A 21,582-nucleotide genomic window follows, 5' to 3' on the forward strand; every position below is an offset into this window, starting at 1 on the left:
GAGGGCTCATAAACCACCCATGACCGCTGCCAACAGCGCCTGCTGGACATGCAACCGGTTCTCTGCCTGATCAAAGATCCGGCTTGCCGCGCTCTCCATGACTTCGGCAGTGATCTCCTCGCCGCGATGGGCAGGCAGACAGTGCAGAACGATGGCTCCTTTGGCCGCCTGATCCATCAGCGCCTGATCGACGGAGAACCCCTCGAAGGCCTGCTCACGCTCTTTCTGCTCCTGCTCCTGCCCCATCGAGGCCCAGACATCGGTGTACACGGCCTGAGCGCCACGAACAGCCTCGGAGGGATCCGCCATCACATCGATCTGGGCACCCTGCTGCGCCAGAGAACGAGCCTGCTCGAGCACGCCTGGCAGAGGCTCAAATCCCTCTGGGCAGCCGATCCGCACATTCACGCCGAGCACAGCACCGCAAAGCATCAGGGAATGGGCAACGTTGTTGCCATCTCCGATGTAGGCGAGCGTCTGACCGGCCAGGTCGCCGTGGCTTTCCTGCATGGTGAGGAAGTCTGCGAGGGCCTGACAGGGATGTTCCAGGTCTGTGAGGGCATTGATCACCGGTACCGTGGCCCAGTGGGCGTAGTCAACGATTTCCTGCTGGGCGAAGGTACGCACCGCCAGCACATCGCAGTAACGACTAAGCACGCGCGCGGTGTCCTGCAACGGCTCACCACGCCCAAGCTGCGTCACGCCGGGCTGGAGATCAACCGTCTGCCCTCCCAAACGGGCCATCGCCACCTGGAAACTCACTCTGGTTCGCGTTGACGCCTTGCTGAAGATCAGCCCCAGCGCGCGGTTGCCTAGTTCGATGCGGCGATCACCACACTTCAGCTGGTGGGCCAAATCAATCAGTCCGTGGGTCTGATCCGCGGAGCAGTCAGCGGATGAGAGGTAGTCACGGCCGCTCAGGGCGGTCAGTGCAGCTGCAACGCCTGTGGCCATGCCAGCGCTCTAAAGGAGCTTTATCGGAGATGGAAGGGCTTGACGTCAAGTGCCATCAAGCCTCGACAGTGTTCGGCAGGACACTGGCCTCCAGCATCTGCTTGAGATCATCCCCTTCGATCACCTCCTTCTCAAGGATCTTTTGGGCGATGGTTTCAAGCAAACCATGGTTCTGGCGCAGGATCTCAAGAGCATCGTCGTGGGCCTTGTCCACCAGACCACGCACTTCCTTGTCGATCGCCTGAGCGGTGGCATCACTGACGGAGCGGCGGGGGTTGTTGCCCTGGCCGAGGAAGCGGTTGCCGCCCTGCTTGTCGTAGGCCAACGGGCCCAGGGTGTCACTCATTCCATAGGTCCCCACCATCTGCTCAGCCAGGTCGGTGGCCCTCTGGAGATCGTTCGCCGCCCCGGTTGTGATCTTGCCGAACACGATCTCCTCAGCGGATCGACCACCCAGCAAGGTGGCGATCTGACCCTGAAGCTCCTCCTTGGAATTCAGGAAACGCTCTTCCGTGGGGAGTTGCAGGGTGTAGCCAAGTGCGCTCATCCCCCGAGGGACGATAGAGATCTTGGCCACCTTGCTGCCGCCGGGCATGAGATGGCCCACGATCGCGTGGCCCACTTCGTGATATGCAACGACTTTTTTCTCGTCGTCCTGCAGGACGCGACTCTTTTTCTCGAGACCCGCCACAACGCGCTCGATCGCCTCGCTCAGATCCTGCTGCTCGACGCTTGTGCGGTGCGCCCGGGCGGCCAGCAATGCGGCTTCATTGACCAGATTGGCAAGATCAGCTCCTGCGAAGCCGCTGGTGGCCTGGGCAACGCTGTCGAGATCGACGGCGTCAGCGAGTTTCACCTTGCCGGCGTAGATCTCAAGGATGGTCTTGCGGCCTGAGAGATCTGGACGGTCCACAAGGACCTGACGGTCAAAACGACCCGGGCGCAGCAGGGCCGCATCCAGCACCTCAGGCTGGTTGGTGGCCGCCAGAACGATCACGGGTTTGTCCTGTGCGGTGAAACCGTCCATCTCGGTGAGCAGCTGGTTGAGGGTCTGCTCCCGCTCGTCATTGCCTCCAACGACGCCCATGGAGCCCGAACGGCTCTTGCCGATGGCATCGAGTTCATCGATGAAGATGATGCAGGGCGCCTTTTTCTTCGCTTCTTCGAAAAGGTCGCGAACGCGAGCAGCACCGGCACCCACGAAGAGTTCAACGAATTCCGATCCGGAGATGATGAAGAACGGCACCTCGGCTTCACCGGCGACGGCCTTGGACAGCAGGGTCTTGCCGGTGCCGGGAGGGCCAACCAGCAGGACACCTTTCGGGATGCGTGCACCAATTTCCGCGTAGCGCTCTGGCGTTTTGAGAAAATCCACGATCTCCGTGAGCTCCTGCTTGGCCTCATCAACACCGGCCACATCTGCAAAGGTGACCCTCGACTCTTCATCGGGGACGTAAACCTTGGCTTTGCTCTTGGTGAAACTCAGAGCTCCCTGAGCACCTCCCCCCATCGATCGGCGAGCGAAGAACTGCAGCACAAGGATGAAGATCAGCGGGGGCACGACCCAGCTGAGGATCGTGGTGAAGATATTGGGCTTCTTCGGAGGTGCTGCTGCGAACTCAACACCCTTGGTCTCCAGACGCTGGGGCAGATCCATGTCGAAAATCGGCGTTGTCGCCAGCACCGGAGGCGCTCCTTCCTCAGGCTCAGCCAACTCGTAGCGGATCTGCTCCTGGGTGATGTAGGCGCGCTTGACCGCTCCGTCGTTCACCTGATCGATGAAGAGCGAGTACGGAACCCGCGGAACCTGCGCCGCAGGATTAGGAATGAAGCTGCTGGCCAGGAGCAGCACTCCGAACCCGATCAGCACGAGATTGATGATGCTGAATCGACGGTTCGGGCGATTGTCGTCCTGACGGATCGGCATGGCTGCAGACAGGTATCCGATCACGCTACGAGGGATCTTCAGCCGACAACGGGTGGGAGAACCGAACGGTCGGTCATCAGCCGAAATCAACGCCGAATGAAGGCATCGAAGGCAACGGACATCCGGGAGGCACGAGACATGCAGCAGGACCGACGCGGACAGGAGTCTCGAGAAACGGTCTGTCGGTCAGCAGGGAAACAGCACGATCGATATCCGCTGGAGCGTGCCGAAAGGCTTCATTCCAGTCGTGCTGGCCGTTCATCTCCTCGCAAAGGAACCAGAACCGCGCTCTGAAAGGCTCATAAGTCGAGAACCAACGGGATGGAGACGACAAATCGAATCGACCACACAGCAGCAGAACCCGATGAGATGATTCCGGGTTCAAAAACAACTGATAGGCCGCTGATCCGATCGCTGCGAGAACAACATCTGTCCTGATGTCGAGCAGTCTCTGGTGAAGCCCGATCACACCCAATTCTTCTGGAAAAAGTTGCACATAGTCATGTCGAGTAGGGCTGTTATGGAGTTCAGACTCATTGATCCAGCGACGATGATCAGGATGTTTCTGACGACTCAGAACCGCCACTTTGATGTCTCCAGACTGTCGGCTCTGCAAGAAACGTTCTGGCCGCTTGGAGAGATTGGTCAACAATCCAGCAGCCAAGGAAGGCTGAAGCCGAATCAGTCGAGAACGAATGCCAGCGGATTGAATCGTTGCCCTCGGCAATCGATGGCTTGACAGCGCAAAGGAATCCATGCTCCTGATCCAACCGACCAGACTGCTCAACCCCGCTGTCTGGAGAAGCTGAAGAGCCCAGACCGGAAGAGAGAGGCTCGTCAGAACAGGAATCCTCAGCCTTTGGGCAACAAGCATTAAGGGGAGAAGCTCAATTACAAAATGACCAAAATGCGTCGTGGAGTACTCATTAAATGGACGCACCGGAACCAGCAATGTCTGCGTCCTGTTGACTTGAGGGATAGGAGGTGAAATATCAGGCCAACATAGATCAAGGAATCCCGAATTATCTGGATCTAATCTGAAAAATGGCGCCTGCGAATCTTTGCCATAAAAGTGATGCAATTCTCTCCGATCGCGCTGGCACAGCCAGATCCAGTTCCGATATGAATTCAGCGAAAAATTTTTATCCTCCTGACCACCGAACCAATTCCAACGGAGCACCGTCAAATCGCAGGGATCGCTGAGGGCGATCAGACCATCATTCGTGTGAAGAACACCAGGAACCTTCTGCAACCAGACCGGAGCAAGACCGGTGAACTCGGGCACGATCCTCCAGCGCCTTGGCAGGGAGGCCAGCGTGCTGTTGTGGGATTCACTGAGAGGATTCAAGATTGCCTGACGTCACTCATGAGGATCTCAATCTGAGATCCTGCTCGACTCATGTGCGGTCGCTTCTGCCTGGACACGCCTGCGGCTGAACTGATCAGCCAGCTCAGGCCATGGCTGGACCATGACGATGCGGATTGGCTCAACCATTACGCAGCCCGATCGCTGATCCGCCCCCAGGAACCGGTGCTGATTCTGCGTCAGGAGCACGGACGAGCCCGGATCGCCCATGTGCTCTGGGGCCTGATGCCAGGCTGGGTCAAGGACCCAACGCAGGGACCAAGGCCATTCAATGCCCGTGCGGAAACGCTCTCGGAGAAGGCCAGTTTTCGCGGTCCATGGCGCCATCACCGCTGTCTGATCCCCTGCAGCAGCTATCTCGAAAAAGACCACCGGATTCAGCGGCTCGATCAGCAACTTTTCTGGCTGGGCGGGATCTGGGATCGCTGGATCGGGTCCGATGGCAGCGAAGTGGAAACGTGCTGTGTGATCACCACCGAGGCCAATCCTCTGGTGCAGCCAGTTCACAACCGCATGCCTGTGATCATTCCCAATGGGCTCGAAGAGGCGTGGCTTGAGCCCGGAGATGCCATGCACCGACAGGCGCTTGAGCCCTTGCTGGAACCGGGGGACAGCCAGGGATGGACGCGCACGCTGATCGCCCGTCAGGCAGGGTCAGCATCCAGCCAACAGCTGGCTCTGGAAGGGATTGCACCGTTCAATCCTTGACAGGCCTGGTGGATTCCAGACCCTTAAGGAGTTGTGTTCAGGTCGCTGCGGGTGATCGAGTCAAGACCTCCTCGCCCTCAAAGCAGCGGCCAGTTGAAGCTGCTCCTGTTGCTGACAATGTTGCTTGTGGGTGGACTCGCCTTTCCGTCCCTCATTCGCTACAAATTTTTGATGTATTCACTCATCGCCCTGCTGTTGACGCAGGTGATGGTGCGTGATGTTGACACCCATGCCTGGGCCAACTTCGTCTATCGATTGCTGGGCGCCGTTGCCGTCGTTGCCATGTGGCTGTGGCTTCTGACGCCCCTCGATCTGATGTACAGCGGCGTGCCGCTGGCTCTCAGTTGGGGGGTGCTTGTGGCCTGGAGCATTCGCCGACTGATCATGCAGATCTCGCGAGAACCCGTCATCAATGAGGCGATGCTGATGGGAGCCGTCGCTGGTTATCTACATCTCGGCCTGACAGCCGCACTGATCATGAGCGCGGTGGAAACAATCGAGCCGGGCAGTTTCGCTCCTCTCGAACTGTCAGCGGAGTACATGATCGGGGGCTCGGTCAATGTGCTCGCCGTTGGTGATGTGTTCACCCAGATCACGTACTTCGCCTTTGTTTGTCTGACAACGCTGGGATTCGGCGACATCACGCCGATGCTGCCGATGGCACGCACAATCAGCGTCGCCACAAGCATCGTTGGACCGCTTTATCTCGCAATCGTTCTGGGGATTTTGATTGGACGTTTCGTCAGCAGCAGCAGCCGCGATTAGTTGAGCAGCCGGCCTTGAATCAACCAGTCGCTGTCGAGAGCACGGCAACTGATTGACTCCAGTTCACTGACCTCATCCATCCGCTCAAAGCCAAGGTCGGCCAGAGGCGTTCGAGCAGCCGCTCCACCGAGCAGCTTGGGTGCCACCACAGCTGCCAATTCCTGAACGCAGCCCTGGCGTAGTGCTGCCGCGGCCAACGTCGGCCCGCATTCCCACAGCACCCGGTTGCAGCCTCGACGAGCCAGTGCGCGCATCAGGTGCAGCGGATCACACACATCAAGCGGAAGGGGGTCCGCTCCGGGGGGCAGCTGTCGATCAGATGCTTCCGGTCCGTGGGCCACCAGCGTTGGCGCCACCGTTGCATCCCAGATCTGCGCGTTGGACGGCAGGTCGAGGCTGCGGCTGAGCACCACGCGCAGAGGCTCCGGTGTTCGTTTCCCGCGGCTGGTCAGAAGAGGATCGTCTTGGCGAACGGTCCCGCCACCCACAATCACGGCATCGCATCCGCTCCGCAGCTGATGCACCCAGCGGCGGGACTTGGAACTCGAAATCCACTGACTGGCTCCGCTCGGCAAAGCCGTGCGTCCATCAAGACTCATGGCCCACTTGAGGACACCCCAGGGGCGACCGGTCGTCACGCGGTGCAGAAAGGTTCGGTTCTGCTCAGCAGCCAGATCCCGCAGAACACCGGTGATGACCTCGACACCAGCCGATCTCAAACAGTCAATTCCGGCTCCAGAGACCCTTGGATCCGGATCCTGCAGGGCCACCACCACCCGTTGCACCCCTGCCTGGATCACCGCTTCGGTGCAAGGCGGAGTACGGCCGTGATGGCAACAGGGCTCGAGCGTGACCACCAAAGTGCCGCCCTTGGCACGTGCACCTGCCTGTACGAGAGCGCCGACTTCCGCATGGGGATCGCCAGCACGAGCGTGAAATCCCTCGCCGACAAGCTCTCCACGGGCATCCAGCACGACAGCACCCACCTGAGGATTGGGACTGGTCTGGCCATCCGCAAGGGCCGCCAGCTGCAGGGCCCGACGCATCCAGTGCTCCCACATCAACTCAACGGCATCTCCTGCAAGGCCCGCCATTCACCGACAACAAAAGGCGGAACCGGTAGTTCAGTGAACACTCCTGGCAGAACGAGGCGCAATGGCCTGTTGTTGCTGAGATCGTTGAGCAAGGGATCCAGGGCGAATTCAGCTGCAGCCTCACGACCATCACGGGCCAAAGCGGGGTTATCGAGAGTGATATCGGTCAATTCCCATTCGCGGCGTCCCGCCAACACGGCAAGACCTGTTGGGTGATCGAGCCGCACCTTGCCCGGATAGCCAACGATGCGCAGCACCACAGGTTGACCTGGAGGGCCTTCGCGGTAAGCGACCGCCTGCCAGCTGTCGTAGTCGAGATCCCGCAGACTCTCAAGACTGCGCACCATCGCCGTACCAGCTTCGTTTTCGTGTTGATGAATCTGCCCCCAGGCCACGGCGGGGGTGAGCAGCAACATCAGAACAGCAACGAAGCAACTGCAGACCAGACGACGCATGAATCTGTCCATCAAGGGTCCAGCGTATGCAACAAGTCCCTGTCCGGAGAGGGAAACCGAATATCTCCTGAGTGGGTACGACCGACTTGTGCGGCTGCATCATCTCTCGACAACACAACCCAAGCTGATGACAGGCGGGTACTTCAAAAGCGTTCTCGAGCTGACCAGCTTTTGGAGATCACTGGGGTTTGATCTGCATTGTGTCCAGATGACCCCTGGTGAGCTTGAGGGATCAATCCTGGTGGAGCGGGCGGCTGACCTCACCCTCGTGTCGATGAAGTCCAATCAATCGTTACTGGTGCAGGGACAACGCAATCCGAATTACCTGGCGTTCTGCCTCGAGAACACATCACAAACGGACATGCACCGCGTCTGGGGAGACCCAATCCCCCCCTACTCGCTGCATGGGTTTTGCAGAGGACTGACGGAGGCATTTTTTCAGACGACCCCTGGATCACACCTATCGATCGGGCTGATTCCCCTTGAACTCTTCAAATCCCTCGAGAAGCTGGATGCCTCCGGCTCATTCATGGAGGCGTTTGAAACCAGCAATACGGCAGTGCTTCCAGGAAAGGAATTCCAACGTATCCGTGCGCTGCTGCAGATCAGGCCACTCCAGCCAAACCAAGCGCCGAATGACCTGAGAATCGATCTGCTCGAAGCCCAGTTGCTGGACAGTTTCAGTGACGAGCATGGAGTTGATCTTGGGCTGGCGCCGTCACCCCACCGCCACGCCCTGATTCGGGACCTGATTCATTTCGCCTTCGAGAACAGCACCTCCGCACTGACTCTCAACCAGGTTTGCCGCAGCATCTTCACCTCCAGCACCACGATCACGGTGAGTTGTCGGGACGTGTTCGGTGTCGGTCCGATGAACCTCTTGAAATGGATTCGTTTGCAGCAGGTTCAGTACGTCCTGCAAAGTCCGCGGCGGATGGAGGACATGGGCTGCAACTGCATTCAAAAAGTTGCATCCCACTACGGTTTCCGCAGTCGCAATCACTTTGCCAGCGACTACCGCAAAGCATTTGGAGAATCCCCCTTGGACACGATGAAGTCCGGACGAATGCTGTCGTCAAGCTGAATCGCAGCTCACTGCGGATTCCAAAGCCGCAATGACGTTGCCCGCGACGACCGACTGATCTTCGGTGAGTTGCCAAAAGACACCCTGCAGCGCACGGCCCCCCAGATCACGATGACAACGCAGGCTGAGCGGCACCGGGAATCGTGGCCCAATCGGTCTCCGTGGCCCAGAGCCCCCAGATCGCCATCGCTCGGAGGTAATGACAAGCCCGAAAGGTCTTCACCGCGGTGATCGCCTCCGGGGTGCGGAACTGCAAACCACCGCTGTAGACCTGATCCACCACCGACGAGCAGATCGCTTCGGCGGTGTTCTTATCGCCCATCAACCTGTAGTAGGAAGCAAGGCCGAAGTTGATACCGGTCCACACCTCCAAAGGATGGGTTCCATCCGGGTCCAGTGGTGTGCCGTCGCGACGCAGACCATTTGCCACTCCGAGACGTCCACCATCAAATCGCTCAAAACAGGCCTCTTTCACAGCCCCGAGCGTGCTGAGGCTGTTGGCCTCACTCACGACAGGGGGAAGGTTCAACAGACGGGCGTAGAAGTCTCCACACAGCTGGTCAGCCATCACCACTGGAGTGCCGCTTTCAGCATCGATCCGGTAGTACTCGCCATTCCATAGCAACGTGTCGAAATTGGATCGCGACTGCTCCAGCCAATGGCTGAAGTCGTGTTGGTCCTGACTGGTCTCCAGTCCCAGTTCCAACTGCAACCGCTGAGCCATGGCAAGGGCTGCTTCAAGCGCTGCGATCCAGAGTGCACCGCAGTAGGCGCTGACGCCCTTGAGCGGCCAGTCATCAAAGGTCTGGTCCGGAGCTCCGCCATTGTCTGGCAAGCCATCGTTGTTGACGTCAAAGCGTTTGAGATAGCGAAGGGCCTGAACCGCGGCCGGCCAACACTCCGCCAGAAAGTTCAGATCCTCTCCGGTGGGAGCAAGCAGGAACGTCCGCCATACCTGAAGCACGTAATCACTCGCCAGGTCTTTCCAGAGGTTGCAATCCTGATAAGCGGTGTAATTGGTGGCATCGAACGGCTCCTCATTGGGGGCGCCGAGGTCGTGGGGTGTGGCTCCTTCCACCTTGCGGTCGGCTTCAACCCGACCGCGTCCCTGGGTGAAATACCAACCGATCGGCCGCTGCGTGGCATCGCTTGCCGGAATCGCGCGCGCGAAACTGCGCAGCACGGCCTTGTCGAGCTCGGGCCACAGCTGCAACAACGCGAATGATCCATAGAGCCTTACATCAAGGCTCTCGTACCAGGCGTAGTCAACACACTCGAGAACGCCGAAGCGACCGACAGGGTCACCAGGTCGAGCAGCCGTCCAGAGACTGCCACCACTGGCAAGGTCATACAGCTCATTGAAGAGAGCCATCCGCAAATTTTCGGGCAGCTGCCGACGTTCCACGACAGGGGCCTGCCATTGCTCGATCTGCTGGCGCCAGTGTCTCCAGTCCCGCAGCGCTTCAGCAGCGATGTTGACGGCCTGTCGACCGTCAGCACCGAAAAAGTCCGTGTAGCGCCGCAGGTCCTGAGTGCCTGAGGCAAAGCCGGTGACAGGCAGATCCCAGCTGATCACCATCGGGATCTCACGACTCTCTCCAGGCGCAAGAGTCACCTTCACGGCGATGGCTGCGCTGGCCTGCTCTCCCGGCCGACTGGCACGGTCGTTGTCGCTTTCAGGAATTCGCCCTTCCGCGGCGAAGGACTCCCACAACTCAGCACCATCCCCGCTGGGGTCCCAGCGGCTGCAACGCATCACCTGAACAGCCTCAAGGTTGTCCGGCACTGCCAGGCACCATTGGCCTTCCCCTTCGGCGATCGGGCTGGATTCACGGCCCTCGAGGAGAAGTCCCGTCAATCCAGGCTGATCAACAGCACGGTTGCGTTGGCCTTCTCCATTGCCGATCGCCGGGGCGTAGTTGTGCTCCGGGCTGCCGTCGTCGCGGAAATGCACCTCAGCCGAGGCATCGGTGTTTGTGAACCAGCCCACCATGTTTCGCCAGCTCAACAACAGCGAGAGCTCCAGGGGTTCACTGGTGGGATTGCGCAGTTGCCAGCGAAACACCGCCAACGGATAACTGGTGCGCTGGTAGTCCCCGGGAAGGATCGGGCTGAAGGCCTCGCAGGTGATCTCCGCGGCGAAAACAGCGCTGTAGTGGTTCCAGCTGAGCGGATAACGGGCGGCATAACGGCCGGTCTCTACCTCGTCTGTGCTGGCCGGATACCAGGACCAGGCACTCAGCGGATTGGCTTGATCAGGACGGGATGCATCCCCATCGGGAGCCGTGGCCAAGGCATGGGCACGACGTATGTCGCCGTTGCGCTCCCAAACCGCGAACTGACAGTCGGGAATCGTTCCATACCAGTGCTCCCCACCGTCGAGATGCCAGAGGTTGAAATCACCACGGGAACTGCGACCGATGCAGCCTGCACCGAATCCACCGAAGGGCATGCCGTGCCAGGGCCCATCATCCAGGTTGCTGGCGTATCGGACCGAATAGGGCTCCTGCCAGCCCAGGCCAAAGGAACGGCTCCAGCTGGCTTCCGGTGCTGTCCAGGGCTGGGAACGGGGACGACGGCGCAGCAGATTGCGCAGAGCGGACAGACCCAGAGGCGCCATGGATCAGCAAACAGTCGCCCCAGACTGCCAGACCTGAACCGATCAGCCAGCTTTTGGCTGGCTCAATCGCAGGAGAATGCCGGCCTGCAGACACCAGCCCATCGCCTGGGAACAGCTCGGTGCTCAGGAACAGTCGGCGTTGTCATCCCACGGATGCTCGGCATCCAACAGAGCATCCAGCGTGACGGCGGTGCGCACCAGCGCCTGGTAGCGCTGCAACGTGCGACGGTTGCGATCCAGCCATCGGGCTGGTTCCGCGGAGACGCCTGGCTCCGGAACGTCCTCATCCATCAGCGTGAGCTCTCCCTGCTGGGCAATCAGGGCCAGCAGAAGGTCATGCAGGCGTTGTCGACGGGTCTGCGATGAATGGTGTCGGGATGAATGGTGTTGCGCAGACATCTGGGAACCATCCGGCTTGCTTTCAGAATGCCTGCATGATCGATGTGATCGGAACAGACGCCGGCGCTCCCGAATCGCTGCCTGCGGCCCTGCAACAGCTGATCCGGCGGGCGGAGACGGTCGCTGCACCGATCAGACAGCACCCGGCACTGGCCCAATGGCTGGACAGGCCCCAGGAAGCCCTGGTCGCAACGGACGACCCCAGAGCGCTCTGTGATGTTCTGAAACGGGAAGCCTCAGCTGTCGTTCTGGCCAGCGGTGATCCGCTTTGGTTCGGCATCGGACGGATCCTGCAACGTCAACTTGGCGTGGAACGGCTGCGGTTCCACCCCTCTCCCACCTCTCTTCAACTCGCCTTTGCACGCCTCGGGCGCCCATGGCAGGACGCCTCCTGGGTGAGCCTGCATGGCCGTTCCCCTGAGCCGTTGGCCAAGGCACTGCAGAAACGGCCAGAAGCCCTCGCCGTTCTCACCGACCCCGATCAGGGCGGAGCCGAAACAGTGCGCCGCACGTTGCTGGCGAGCGACCTCAATGCCGCCTATCAGCTCTGGATCTGTGAAAATCTCGGCCATCCACACGAACAGGTGAGGCGTTTCGATGTCGCTGAACCCTTGCCGGATGACCTCTCCCGTCTGTCGCTGACGGTCTTGATCGCCGAGACGGACCTCCCGCCATCGCCCCATGATCTGCCGTTGTTCGGCATTGAAGACGGCCAGTTTCTGCAGCACAACGACCATCCCGGCTTGATGACCAAACGCGAGGTGCGCGTTCAGTTGCTGGCTGATCTGCAACTGCCGGAACGGGGGGTTCTCTGGGACATCGGGGCCGGAACCGGAAGCGTTGGGCTTGAAGCCCTGCGCCTTCGGCCCCAGTTGCAGTTGCTGTCGGTCGAGCTTCGTGGTGGTGGTGCCGCCTTGATCCAGGCCAATGCCAAGCGGCTGGGGGTGCATCTCGCATCGGTTCTGGAACTCGATGCACGGAAACTCGCCGATGCCGACCTTCCCCACGAGCTCGCTCGACCGGACCGGGTGCTTCTCGGCGGCGGCGGACGCGAGCGTGCCGAACTGCTGCAAGTCGTTCTATCGCGTTTAAAACCAGAGGGAGTTGTCGTGGTCCCTCTTGCCACCCTCGAAGCCGTTGCTGAATGCCGGCCTCTGATGGAAGCGGCCGGACTAACTGTTGGGCTCAGCCAGGTTCAGGCATGGCGCGGAGTGCCTCTCGGCGATGGAACCAGGCTGAATCCGATGAATCCGGCGTTCATCCTGAAAGGCCTTGCCCCAACAGGCCATCAACTCAGGCGATGAGCTTCAATTCCATGGATCCATCCTGATGCTGAATCAGGGTGTAAGCGGAATCGAGCTCACGCCTTTTCAAAGCGGCACGGCAGACCCTGAATGCTTCCCGATCAGCATCACCTCGATGCTTCTGAGATTCACTATTGTCGTGAACGCGATAAAGATACAGAGGCCTCTGTAAGTAGATCACATCTCCAACTTCAGATAATTTCAAGGAGAGATCGTAATCACCGACATATTTCAAACCTGCGTCATAACCACCCACTGACTCGTAAGCCTGACGACGAACGATACGCAAATGAAATGTCATGAATTGGACAAGAATGTTTGTTTCTGAATAAGGCAAAGACTGTCTTTTTGACAGCCGGATGGGACAACCATCAACATCCATCTCAATACAATCTGTGTACAGAATCGACGCATCTCCATAGGAATCCATCAGATCCAGCGATCGCCTCAGGGCTGCAGGAGCCAGGGCATCATCAGCATCAACCTGGCAGAGATAATCAGAATGGGAATCTGAAAAGATCTTCCGATACGAGCCGAACGTTCCCAGTCGCTCATTTCCTTCTTCAAGACTCACATCCCGTTCCTGCTCAGCGATTGACCTCAGATAAGCTCGAACATCCTCTGCTGCCGAATCTACAGCGGGACCATCGATACGGATTGATATCTGCAATTGAAAATGTTCATCTTGCTGGCTCAGGCAACTTTCAAGGCAATGACGGAGTTGAAACAGCGACTGCCCGTAGACAGAAATTCCCAATTGAATCGAAGACATCACCGACCCCTGAGAAGACAACGTTCAAGAAACTTGCAGAACATTATGCACGGAGAAATGTTGACTTTATTCGACTGAAAGGTTAATCTCCGCGAAATACTTTAAAGCATGACAACTGGAAGCGGTTATTCAACTCCAGGTTTAACCACAGGAGCCACTGGGAATGGCTACGCAACCCCAGGCCAGGGCGGCAGCACCTCTGGAGATGGTTACGGCACGCCAGGCCAGGGCGGCAGCACCTCTGGAGATGGTTACGGAACGCCGGACCAGGGTGGCGCTCCGTCCGGCGACGGTTATGGCACACCAGACGGAGATGACCCAGATGGTGATGACAACGATGGAACGAGTGACTTCGATTCGATCAGCAAAATCAAGCTCTCACTCAAAAAAGCTATCAAATCAAGTGGCAAAAAGGGTAAGGAACTGATCGGCACCGATTCATCAGACACCATCGTTTCGGGCAAAGGCGTTGACACCATGACCGGCAAGGATGGGGCCGACTACTTCGTTTACAAGCAAAAGAACAACTTCGGCAAGAAAAAAGCAGACAAGGTGTCGGATTTCGAGATTGACGACGGTGACAAAATTGTGATCAAAGGCAAGTCTTTCTTGAAGGGAAACAAGAAAGAGGCGACATTTGCAGAAGCAAAGAACAAAAAGCAAGCCAAGAAACTTGCCAAGCAGGACGTTGATTTCATCTACGAGAAAAAATCAGGAAAGCTTTATTTCAACTCCAACGGCGACAAGAAGGGTTTTGGTGATCAGGGCGGATTCTTCGGGATCGTGGAAGGTTCGCCGGAACTTTCGGCAGACGATATCAATCTGATCTGATCCGCTGGATGTGCGATGGTTGCCCGGTGCCGATCCCAAGCCTCCTGGCTTCACCGGCACCCAGCTCGACAACACCATCCGCCCACTCCGTTGGCCCGTAGCTTGGACAGGGAAGGTCAGGGCAGACGGGCACATCCGACTCGATGTGAATCACCCGTCCTTCGCGCAGAAACACCATGTCCAGCGGAGCCAGAGTGTTGTGCATCCAGAAGCGGGCACGCCTGGCTCTGTTGAAGGGAAACCACATCCCGCGCAACGGTGGCAACTCAGGACGTTGCATGAGTCCAAGACGTTGCTGCTCAGGGGTTCTGGCGACTTCTAGGGCAATGCAGCGCTCCGCTGACAGACACCATTCCGCCGTCACCGGCAGGTGCTGAGGTGGTGGCGTTGATGCCTCCATGCTCAGGCCCGTGAAGGGGTGCCAAGGCAGTAACCCAGGCCACGGATGGTGTTGAGCAATCTGGTCTCGCCGCCCTCTTCGAGCTTTTGGCGCAGGTAGCGCACATACACCTCCACCAGGTTGCTGCTGCCAACGCGCTCGTCCTGCCAGACCAGCCGTAGCAGCTCATCTCGGCTGAACACCCGTCCGGTCTGACGCATCAGCACTACAAGCAAGGCGTACTCACGGGCGGTCAGAGCAATCGGCCTGGAACCCCGCCGCACCTGCCGGTTGATCGGATCCAAACTGAGATCTTCAACAACCAACAGGGCAGGGCGATTGCCGATGCGGTCCTGAATCGTGCGATGCAGCCTCAGACGCATCAACAGGTCGCTCGGACCGTTCGTTGACAACCAGAAGTCGTCCGCACCCGAACGCAGACAAGCCGAGCGTGCTTCCACACTGTCGTGCTGAAGATCCAGAAGAATCGGCATCGGGCCGAACCTCTGACGCAGATCAGCAATCAGGGGCGCGTGATCCGCCGAGAGGATCGCCGCTGCAGGCTCATCTCCGGCTTTGACATGACTGGACGCAACACCGGCACTGAGCCAGTCGACGGTGGCATACCCCGAAGCCGTCAGGCGAGACGCCAGAGCCACGGCATCCTCTCCGACCAGCAGCAACAGGGGCTCAGCATTCATGGCCGATCCGGCTTGGCGATGTGGGGGAGCCCCCATCCCAGCTTGTTGCGGAGCACCTGGAAGAACTCGTGATCCACAAGACGCACGAACCGGACAGGGTGATCACTGCGACGGATTAACACCCGATCTTCCGGCCAGACGTAGCAACCCGCACTGCCATCCACCACCATCATCAGACGCTCGGGCGTGGCGGGAAAAATGGTGACAGGCTCGCGATCGCTGAACACCAACGCCCTCGACGCCAGCGAGTGGGGAGCAATCGGCGCCAGCTGCAGCACTGGGCAATCAGGGGTGATCACCGGTCCGCCGGCACTCAGGGCGTAAGCCGTTGAACCTGTGGGGGTGGAGAGGATCACACCATCCGCAGCGATATCCACAGGCGCATGGCGCCCGATGGCGATCTCGAAATGACACATGCTGGTGAGTGGCTCGCGATGCAGCGCCATTTCATTCAGGGAAAGGGCCTCCCAGCGCCGCTGATCGCCGCGCATCACACTCACCACGAGATTGCTGCGTTCCTCGATCGTCCACTGCTGCGTGAGAATCACCTCAAGCGCCCGATCCAGATCGGCCAGGTAGGCCTCCGCCAGAAAACCGAGGTGACCGGTGTTGATTGTGAGGATGGGCACGCCGACAGGAGCCGTCTGCCGAGCCGCAGACAGAACGGTGCCATCACCGCCCAGCACGATCGCCAGCGCCATGGCCTGATCAAACCCCTCCGGCACGCAGGCGTTGTAACCCAGCAGCCTGAGATGCTGATCGGGATTGGCGAAGCCGACCAGCCCACCGGAACTGCTGGCGCGGGCGACGCTGTGACCAGCCTGCTCAAGCCGCTGCTGGATTGTGTCCGCCGTCTGCAGAGCAAGCGGCTTGCTGTCGTTGACGATCAGTCCGATGCGAGGCACTGATCGCATCCGGCGAAAGGCCTGTTCAGCCTATGGGAATCAGGGTTTCCGGGACGAGAGCAGTAACGATTGAATTAATCAGAGGCCAAACAGGGAAGCGGCGATGAACAGCCCTTTGCTGACGTTCTGAAGCAGCAGCTTGTGGGACTGATGGCAACGACCAAGCTCGATCGGAGAGTTTGCAGACGGATGCCTGCAACCATCCGTCCGAGATTGGTTACGAGATTCGTGAAGATCTCAGCAACCTGCCTAAAAGGGAGAAAGGTTCAACGAAGTCGATGAAAGTTCTGCACACCATTGGACAGGCCCTCTCACTCAGCGCTCTGGCCGCAGGGACAGCGGTGTCTGTTGAGGCTCGAGCGCTCACAACCCTGCAAGGGCAAGTCACCCTGATGAATCAGCCTGTCAGCGGCTCAACTATCACGCTCTGGCAGACAAGAGGCGGACAGGATCCCGTTCAGCTCAAAACAGTGCGTTCAAACAAAAGCGGGGCGTTCAGCGTCAAGCTTCGGACGCAACAAGGGGTCATGCACTATCTCGTGGCTGAGGGAGGAGACATCGGTGGTGGCAGTGCCGATCAACTCAAAATGCTCACGGTGCTCGGCGGTGATGAGCGGCACAATGTCGCCGTTAACGAGCTCACCACTGTCGGTTCGGTTTGGCCGAATGCTCAGCTGCTTGAAGGCACCGCTTTGTCAGGGAGCAGCAGTGCCTTGACGATCGGAACGAGCCAGGTGAAGAACCTGGTGAACCAAAGCACTGGGCGCCAAGGAGCAACATTGCTCAAAAGCACAAATCTTCTGAACTCTGAGACTGCGGCTCGGATGAATGTGCTTTCTGATCTGATTGCTCTGTGCGGGCAACCAAACCAATCCCAAGGATGTTCTCAACTACTAGAGCTGACAAATACAACAGACACACTGTCAGCAATGATTTCGATCGCTCGTCAGCCCTGGAAAAACACCGGAACACTTTACAAACTATTTGAAGCGTCCTACCCAATCAATCAATCATCCCAGCTGCGAACAACAGCAACGGCTCCTTATTTATTATTTGAACCCAAAAGTTTTTCCCTCTCCCTTGCGTTCGACGGCGGCGGCGCTTTGGCACTTGGAAAATTGATGTTTGACGGGAATGGAAATTTGTGGAGTGGGGCTAACTGGATGCCCGGCTCTCAATCCGGCGTGGTCAACAACATAGGCGGCGGTATGACTCATTTCGGCCCTGGTGGTGAAGCCCTTTCACCAGCCATCACTGGTTACAACGGTCAAGGTATTAATGGTGTGGGCTGGGGAACTGGGGTTTCCGAAAAATATGCCTGGGTCGGCGCTTTCAATAACATGGTCGGAGTATTTGATCTCAACACCGGCAAGGCTCTTGGCCCCGCAACCATCGACGGTGAAGTCGGACAACTTCAAGGCGTCGGCACAGCTCGAAACGGAGATGTTTGGATCGCAGATAACACTGCAAACCACATGATTTATTTCCCTGGAGGGGATTACACCAAAGGCCAACGTATCAATATCACCGGACTCCAGGCACCCTTCGGAGTTGCTGTAGACGCCCGAAACAGAGTTTGGGTTAGCAGCAGTTACAACAACAAACTCACTGTGTTTCCAGGCGAATCACCCGACCAGGCCAAGACAATCGAAGTCAACCTAGGAACACGTGGTGTTGCAGTTGACTCCACTGGCCATGTTTGGGTTGCGCAGCAATCCAATTCCCCTCAGGGAGCTCTACCTCCTGGAGGGAAAATGCCTCCAAACATTCCCGCCAACGCACCGCAGCCGAAAACAATCATGCAGGAATTTGAGGCAGGGGCTGAAATTTATCTCTACAACCCAAATCTCACTCAGGCGGGCATGGTGGGTTTGATTTCACCAGACATGAAGGTCATAAGAACCGACATCGCCAAAGGAACGGCCTACGTGCCCTGGGGAGTGACTGTCGACGGTAATGACAATGTGTGGGTTGGCAACCTTTATGGTCAGAGTCTGATCCACATTTGCGGGGTGAACCCTGCCAATTGCCCTGCGGGAAAGACCACCGGTGACGTGATTCATAACTATCAAAGTGGCCTCATACAGATCACGACAGATGTGATTGTCGATGATGCAGGAAACCTTTGGAGCGCCAATAACTGGTTCGACGGTGATGTCGTCATCAACCAGACTTACAGCGGTCGCACCTCCACATTTCCAGGCGGTCAGGGTTTTGTGGTCACCTACGGCGTCGCTGGGCCGGTGCAAAATCCCCTGATGGGTCCTGTGCGCCGACCACGTTGATGGCTTCTTCCTGAGAAACCCCTCTTTATTTCCTATGCGTCTCCATCTTGTTGCGGGCCTCACGGCACTTTGCCTGCTCACCCCTGCGTCAATTCCTGCCAATGCAGAAGAGAATGAAAGTGGCACAAGAGTGTATGTGGAGACCTTCGGGTTCTTCCCTCTTGAAACGAACTCCAAAACCACACTTGACAACAACAGCACCAGGGAAACGCTGGATCTCAGTGATGTACTGGACATGCTCACTGGTGTGTTCAATGGCAAAATCGCTGTCGAGAAAGGTCGCTTTGGCCTTCAAGCAGGTCTGGATTTTCTCTCCTTCAGCACCTCTGAAACGGTGTCGAGCTGGAACAGCTCAAACCCCATTACCAACGATCAGCACCCTCGCCTGCCGCAACGTCGGGTGACCTCCAAAGGAACAATCCAGTCGGTTACTGATACCGATCAAACCCTCTTTGACCTTGCTTTGCGTTACCGCGCCGGCGACATTCAAAAACCGAAAATGCCATCAGGAGCGATCAGCTTCGTTGGCTTCGCAGGGATGAGATTGATTGATGCGTCCCTGGATATGAATGTGACGTTCAAAGATGACATCACAGTCGAGGGCATCCTGCCTTCGCGCAGCCTTCAACGAGATCTTGAAGATGAGGCGAGTGAGACATGGCACAACACCTGGGTGCAGCCACTTATCGGCATGAACACGACGATTGCTCTCAGCGAAGACTGGCAAGCTTTCCTGGCCATGGATGCAGGCGGCTTTGGCCTTAACGGCAAACAGGATCTCTCTGGAACTGTCGAAGCCGGCGTTGCCTACGCCCTTGGTAACTCAGCCCAGATTTCACTGGCTTATCGCTATTTCGGGATCGACTATTCCGCCCACAACAGCCGCAATGGCTATTCCTCCACACAAAACGGTGTCTCGATGGGATTCCGCTGGATGTTTGACTGAGCCACGATGCTGAACATGAATCCCTTCTTGGAACCGCGCGAGGAAGCGCGGGTCGCTCCTCCGGAGAACCCCATCAAGCCTGAAGAGCGTCGTGATCATGAGACGACACCCTGAGCACTTACCCACCAACAGGGCTTAACGGTCTTTTTGGCCTGACGTGGCCAACCCAGCGGATCACCAGGAGAGCCAAGGTGAACACAAGAAACGGCGCATAAAAATCTTTTGGTCCCTTCTTCACATGTCCGACATATGTGAGGGCGAATTGTGCCCATAGCCAATAGGAGCCAATCAGGTGCAGTCGCTTCCAAGACGTCATGCCCATCCATCGCTGAGCCCCATTCGTTGACGTCAGGGCCATCAAGGCAACAAACAAATAACCCACACCACCTAGCACCCACTTCCCAGCAGACTGCTCACTTAAAAACGGTTCAGGGAAGTTGAACGACATCGCCACGATCAGCGCCAGATGTATCGCGTGTGACGACGCAAAACTCAAGCCGATCCAACGACGGTTTTGAAGCATCCATTGGCTGATAGATGAAGGCCAGAGGCGTTGCACACTCGAAGCAACAAAGGCCATCGAAAAGAGGACGAGGGAGCTACGTCCAGTGGCATCGATCCCTGCGGTGACAGACTTAGCCGTCCAACCGGAAAGGCCAAAATGCAAAGCAAGACCCGCCAAGATCAAGAACGTTGCTGAGGCCGTCAGCCGCCAGCCAAGACGTGCCATCGACACAAACTCAAATCTCCTTTTTAAACACACTGCTCAGAGTTGCCAACTGAGGTGAAGAGCTCACTGAGAAGGTCGAGGAGGTCCAAGGCCAAGGCTGTGAGCAGCTGCTGTAGCGGCGACGGCAGATCACCAATGAGGTGACGCCCTCCACAAACCGAGACCTTGTCCACGGAGTATGTCCCCGAGACGTCAACAAAACGCCTCCAACATCCGTCGAGTCGGCTTCTGTTCCAATTCCAGCTTCATGGTGGCCTAGTGGGTTGAGCAGTGATCGGTCCCCGCCCTTCAGAGACGGCCGACGCAGATCAGAACTGTTCAAGAAAACGCAAATCGCTCGTGTAGAGCCGGCGGATGTCGTCGATGCCGTGACGCACCATGCAGAACCGTTCGACGCCGAGGCCTGCGGCGAAGCCGCTCCAGCGCTCCGGATCCAGTCCCAGACCCTGCAGAACGGCGGGGTCCACCATGCCGCACCCCATCACCTCCAGCCAGCGCCCCCGCCACTGCACATCCACCTCGGCCGACGGCTCGGTGAAGGGGAAGTAGCTGGCACGGAAGCGAATGGGAACGTCTCCGAAGAATGCCTTCAGAAAGGCCATCACCGTGCCGCGCAGATGGCTGAAATCGAGACCTTCGTCGATGGCGAGAACCTCAACCTGATGGAACACCGCAGAGTGGGTCGCATCGGCCGCATCACGCCGATACACCCGTCCTGGCGCGACGATCCGCGTTGGAGGCGGGTTCTGCTCGAGGTAGCGGATCTGAACAGGTGATGTGTGGGTGCGCAGCAGAAGATCGTTCCGCAGGTAGTAGGTGTCCTGCATATCCCTTGCGGGATGGTCCTCAGGGATGTTCAGGGCCGTGAAGTTGTAGTGGTCCTGCTCGACCTCAGGGCCTTCGGTCACGCTGTATCCGAGCCCAAGAAAGAGATCAACGATCTCTTCGGTGGTGGTGATCAGAGGATGGCGATGGCCCATCGGCGTGCCGGACGCCGGAGCGGTGACGTCCAGACGTTCCCTGGCGATCCGTTCCTCCATCGCCACCTGCTTCACGACCTGCAGTCGATCGGCCAGCAGGCTTTGCACCTGGGTTTTCAGCACATTGGCCCGCTGGCCCACCACGGGCCGTTCGTCGCCGGGCAACTTGCCCATGGCGCCAAGCACCGCAGAGATTCGTCCCTTCTTACCCAGCAGCCCAACCCGCAACTGCTCCAGCTGCTGGGCGTCGCTGGCCCCAGCGATATCAGCTGCTGCTTCCTGCTCCAATGCCTCCAGCTGATCGGTGATCTGCTGCAACGTGACCGGGGCGCTCACAGGGTTTGGGCTGGTGGCAGCTGACTGTAAGCAGCCGGCCC

Annotated in this window: 20 protein-coding genes; 7 read left to right on the plus strand and 13 right to left on the minus strand. The window is 58.2% G+C overall.

The features are described 5' to 3' along the window. Window positions 1-6: 6 nt before the first annotated feature. The 3 genes from argF to KR100_RS10455 all read right to left on the minus strand — a co-directional run bounded on the left by argF (window position 7) and on the right by KR100_RS10455 (window position 4,166). Complete coding sequence (argF, locus tag KR100_RS10445) at window positions 7-954, minus strand: ornithine carbamoyltransferase (protein ID WP_038545624.1); 948 nt, start codon at window positions 952-954, stop codon at window positions 7-9. A gap of 55 nt (window positions 955-1,009) precedes the next feature. Then, complete coding sequence (gene ftsH, locus KR100_RS10450) at window positions 1,010-2,881, minus strand: ATP-dependent zinc metalloprotease FtsH (RefSeq protein ID WP_038548618.1); 1,872 nt, start codon at window positions 2,879-2,881, stop codon at window positions 1,010-1,012. A 76-nt stretch (window positions 2,882-2,957) separates the two neighbouring features. Beyond that, window positions 2,958-4,166, minus strand: a complete 1,209-nt coding sequence (locus KR100_RS10455) for a glycosyltransferase 61 family protein (protein ID WP_156098047.1) — start codon at window positions 4,164-4,166, stop codon at window positions 2,958-2,960. Window positions 4,167-4,280: 114 nt separating this feature from the next. Here KR100_RS10455 and KR100_RS10460 point away from each other — a divergent pair, with 114 nt between their 5' ends. Both KR100_RS10460 and KR100_RS10465 read left to right on the plus strand, forming a co-directional pair. Beyond that, the gene (locus KR100_RS10460; RefSeq protein ID WP_038545630.1) at window positions 4,281-4,955 is read left to right on the plus strand and encodes an SOS response-associated peptidase; all 675 of its coding nucleotides are present in this window, start codon (window positions 4,281-4,283) and stop codon (window positions 4,953-4,955) included. A gap of 93 nt (window positions 4,956-5,048) precedes the next feature. Further along, complete coding sequence (locus tag KR100_RS10465; RefSeq protein ID WP_038545633.1) at window positions 5,049-5,720, plus strand: potassium channel family protein; 672 nt, start codon at window positions 5,049-5,051, stop codon at window positions 5,718-5,720. Here KR100_RS10465 and ribD read toward each other — a convergent pair. Next, window positions 5,717-6,781, minus strand: a complete 1,065-nt coding sequence (gene ribD / locus KR100_RS10470) for a bifunctional diaminohydroxyphosphoribosylaminopyrimidine deaminase/5-amino-6-(5-phosphoribosylamino)uracil reductase RibD (protein ID WP_038548621.1) — start codon at window positions 6,779-6,781, stop codon at window positions 5,717-5,719. The two genes, KR100_RS10465 and ribD, sit on opposite strands and share 4 nt — an antisense overlap. Continuing rightward, window positions 6,781-7,269, minus strand: coding sequence for a DUF3122 domain-containing protein (locus tag KR100_RS10475; protein WP_038545637.1), 489 nt, complete (start codon window positions 7,267-7,269; stop codon window positions 6,781-6,783). The genes ribD and KR100_RS10475 overlap by 1 nt, the downstream gene beginning before the upstream one ends. On the opposite strand from KR100_RS10475, the gene KR100_RS10480 reads away from it, so the two are divergent. Continuing rightward, a complete protein-coding gene (locus KR100_RS10480; protein WP_038545641.1) occupies window positions 7,268-8,353 on the plus strand; it encodes a helix-turn-helix domain-containing protein in 1,086 nt (361 codons plus the stop codon). The genes KR100_RS10475 and KR100_RS10480 overlap by 2 nt on opposite strands. Window positions 8,354-8,459: 106 nt before the next feature. On the opposite strand, the gene KR100_RS10485 is transcribed toward KR100_RS10480, so the two are convergent. Together KR100_RS10485 and KR100_RS10490 are read right to left on the minus strand one after the other, a co-directional pair. Then, window positions 8,460-10,973 (minus strand): GH116 family glycosyl hydrolase, encoded by a 2,514-nt coding sequence (locus KR100_RS10485; protein WP_038545644.1) that lies wholly within the window; start codon window positions 10,971-10,973, stop codon window positions 8,460-8,462. Window positions 10,974-11,096: 123 nt separating this feature from the next. Continuing rightward, the gene (locus KR100_RS10490) at window positions 11,097-11,372 is read right to left on the minus strand and encodes a hypothetical protein (RefSeq protein ID WP_051847467.1); all 276 of its coding nucleotides are present in this window, start codon (window positions 11,370-11,372) and stop codon (window positions 11,097-11,099) included. Between the two features lie 35 nt (window positions 11,373-11,407). Between KR100_RS10490 and KR100_RS10495 the strand changes: the two genes are divergently transcribed. Then, complete coding sequence (locus tag KR100_RS10495; RefSeq protein ID WP_038545647.1) at window positions 11,408-12,676, plus strand: bifunctional cobalt-precorrin-7 (C(5))-methyltransferase/cobalt-precorrin-6B (C(15))-methyltransferase; 1,269 nt, start codon at window positions 11,408-11,410, stop codon at window positions 12,674-12,676. Here the strand turns inward: KR100_RS10495 and KR100_RS10500 are convergent. Next, window positions 12,666-13,448, minus strand: a complete 783-nt coding sequence (locus KR100_RS10500; protein WP_038545650.1) for a glycosyltransferase — start codon at window positions 13,446-13,448, stop codon at window positions 12,666-12,668. The two genes, KR100_RS10495 and KR100_RS10500, sit on opposite strands and share 11 nt — an antisense overlap. Before the next feature lie 108 nt (window positions 13,449-13,556). Between KR100_RS10500 and KR100_RS10505 the strand changes: the two genes are divergently transcribed. Beyond that, window positions 13,557-14,279 carry a hypothetical protein gene (locus KR100_RS10505; RefSeq protein WP_038545653.1) on the plus strand — a complete coding sequence of 241 codons (723 nt, stop codon included), beginning with the start codon at window positions 13,557-13,559 and terminating at the stop codon, window positions 14,277-14,279. Here the strand turns inward: KR100_RS10505 and KR100_RS10510 are convergent. From KR100_RS10510 to KR100_RS10520, 3 genes are read right to left on the minus strand one after another with little or no spacing between them, the layout of a single operon-like run. Continuing rightward, window positions 14,266-14,679: a DUF192 domain-containing protein gene (locus KR100_RS10510; protein WP_038545656.1), complete on the minus strand. Its 414-nt coding sequence runs from the start codon at window positions 14,677-14,679 to the stop codon at window positions 14,266-14,268. The two genes, KR100_RS10505 and KR100_RS10510, sit on opposite strands and share 14 nt — an antisense overlap. Window positions 14,680-14,681: 2 nt before the next feature. Then, window positions 14,682-15,359: a response regulator transcription factor gene (locus tag KR100_RS10515; protein ID WP_038545659.1), complete on the minus strand. Its 678-nt coding sequence runs from the start codon at window positions 15,357-15,359 to the stop codon at window positions 14,682-14,684. Then, complete coding sequence (locus KR100_RS10520) at window positions 15,356-16,264, minus strand: NAD(+) kinase (RefSeq protein WP_038548627.1); 909 nt, start codon at window positions 16,262-16,264, stop codon at window positions 15,356-15,358. The genes KR100_RS10515 and KR100_RS10520 overlap by 4 nt, the downstream gene beginning before the upstream one ends. A gap of 179 nt (window positions 16,265-16,443) precedes the next feature. Between KR100_RS10520 and KR100_RS10525 the strand changes: the two genes are divergently transcribed. Together KR100_RS10525 and KR100_RS16810 are read left to right on the plus strand one after the other, a co-directional pair. Beyond that, a complete protein-coding gene (locus tag KR100_RS10525; RefSeq protein WP_239420315.1) occupies window positions 16,444-18,549 on the plus strand; it encodes a hypothetical protein in 2,106 nt (701 codons plus the stop codon). A gap of 400 nt (window positions 18,550-18,949) precedes the next feature. Next, entirely contained in the window at window positions 18,950-19,495 is a 546-nt protein-coding gene (locus tag KR100_RS16810) for a hypothetical protein (protein ID WP_239420316.1), read from the plus strand. A gap of 118 nt (window positions 19,496-19,613) precedes the next feature. Here KR100_RS16810 and KR100_RS10535 read toward each other — a convergent pair whose 3' ends face one another. Further along, complete coding sequence (locus KR100_RS10535; RefSeq protein ID WP_038545665.1) at window positions 19,614-20,225, minus strand: ferric reductase-like transmembrane domain-containing protein; 612 nt, start codon at window positions 20,223-20,225, stop codon at window positions 19,614-19,616. 308 nt (window positions 20,226-20,533) lie between these two features. After that, entirely contained in the window at window positions 20,534-21,541 is a 1,008-nt protein-coding gene (gene pheS, locus KR100_RS10540; protein WP_038545667.1) for a phenylalanine--tRNA ligase subunit alpha, read from the minus strand. Between the last annotated feature and the right edge of the window lie 41 nt (window positions 21,542-21,582).

Origin of the sequence: Synechococcus sp. KORDI-100, from assembly GCF_000737535.1 — a bacterium.
Taxonomy (GTDB): Bacteria; Cyanobacteriota; Cyanobacteriia; order PCC-6307; family Cyanobiaceae; genus Parasynechococcus.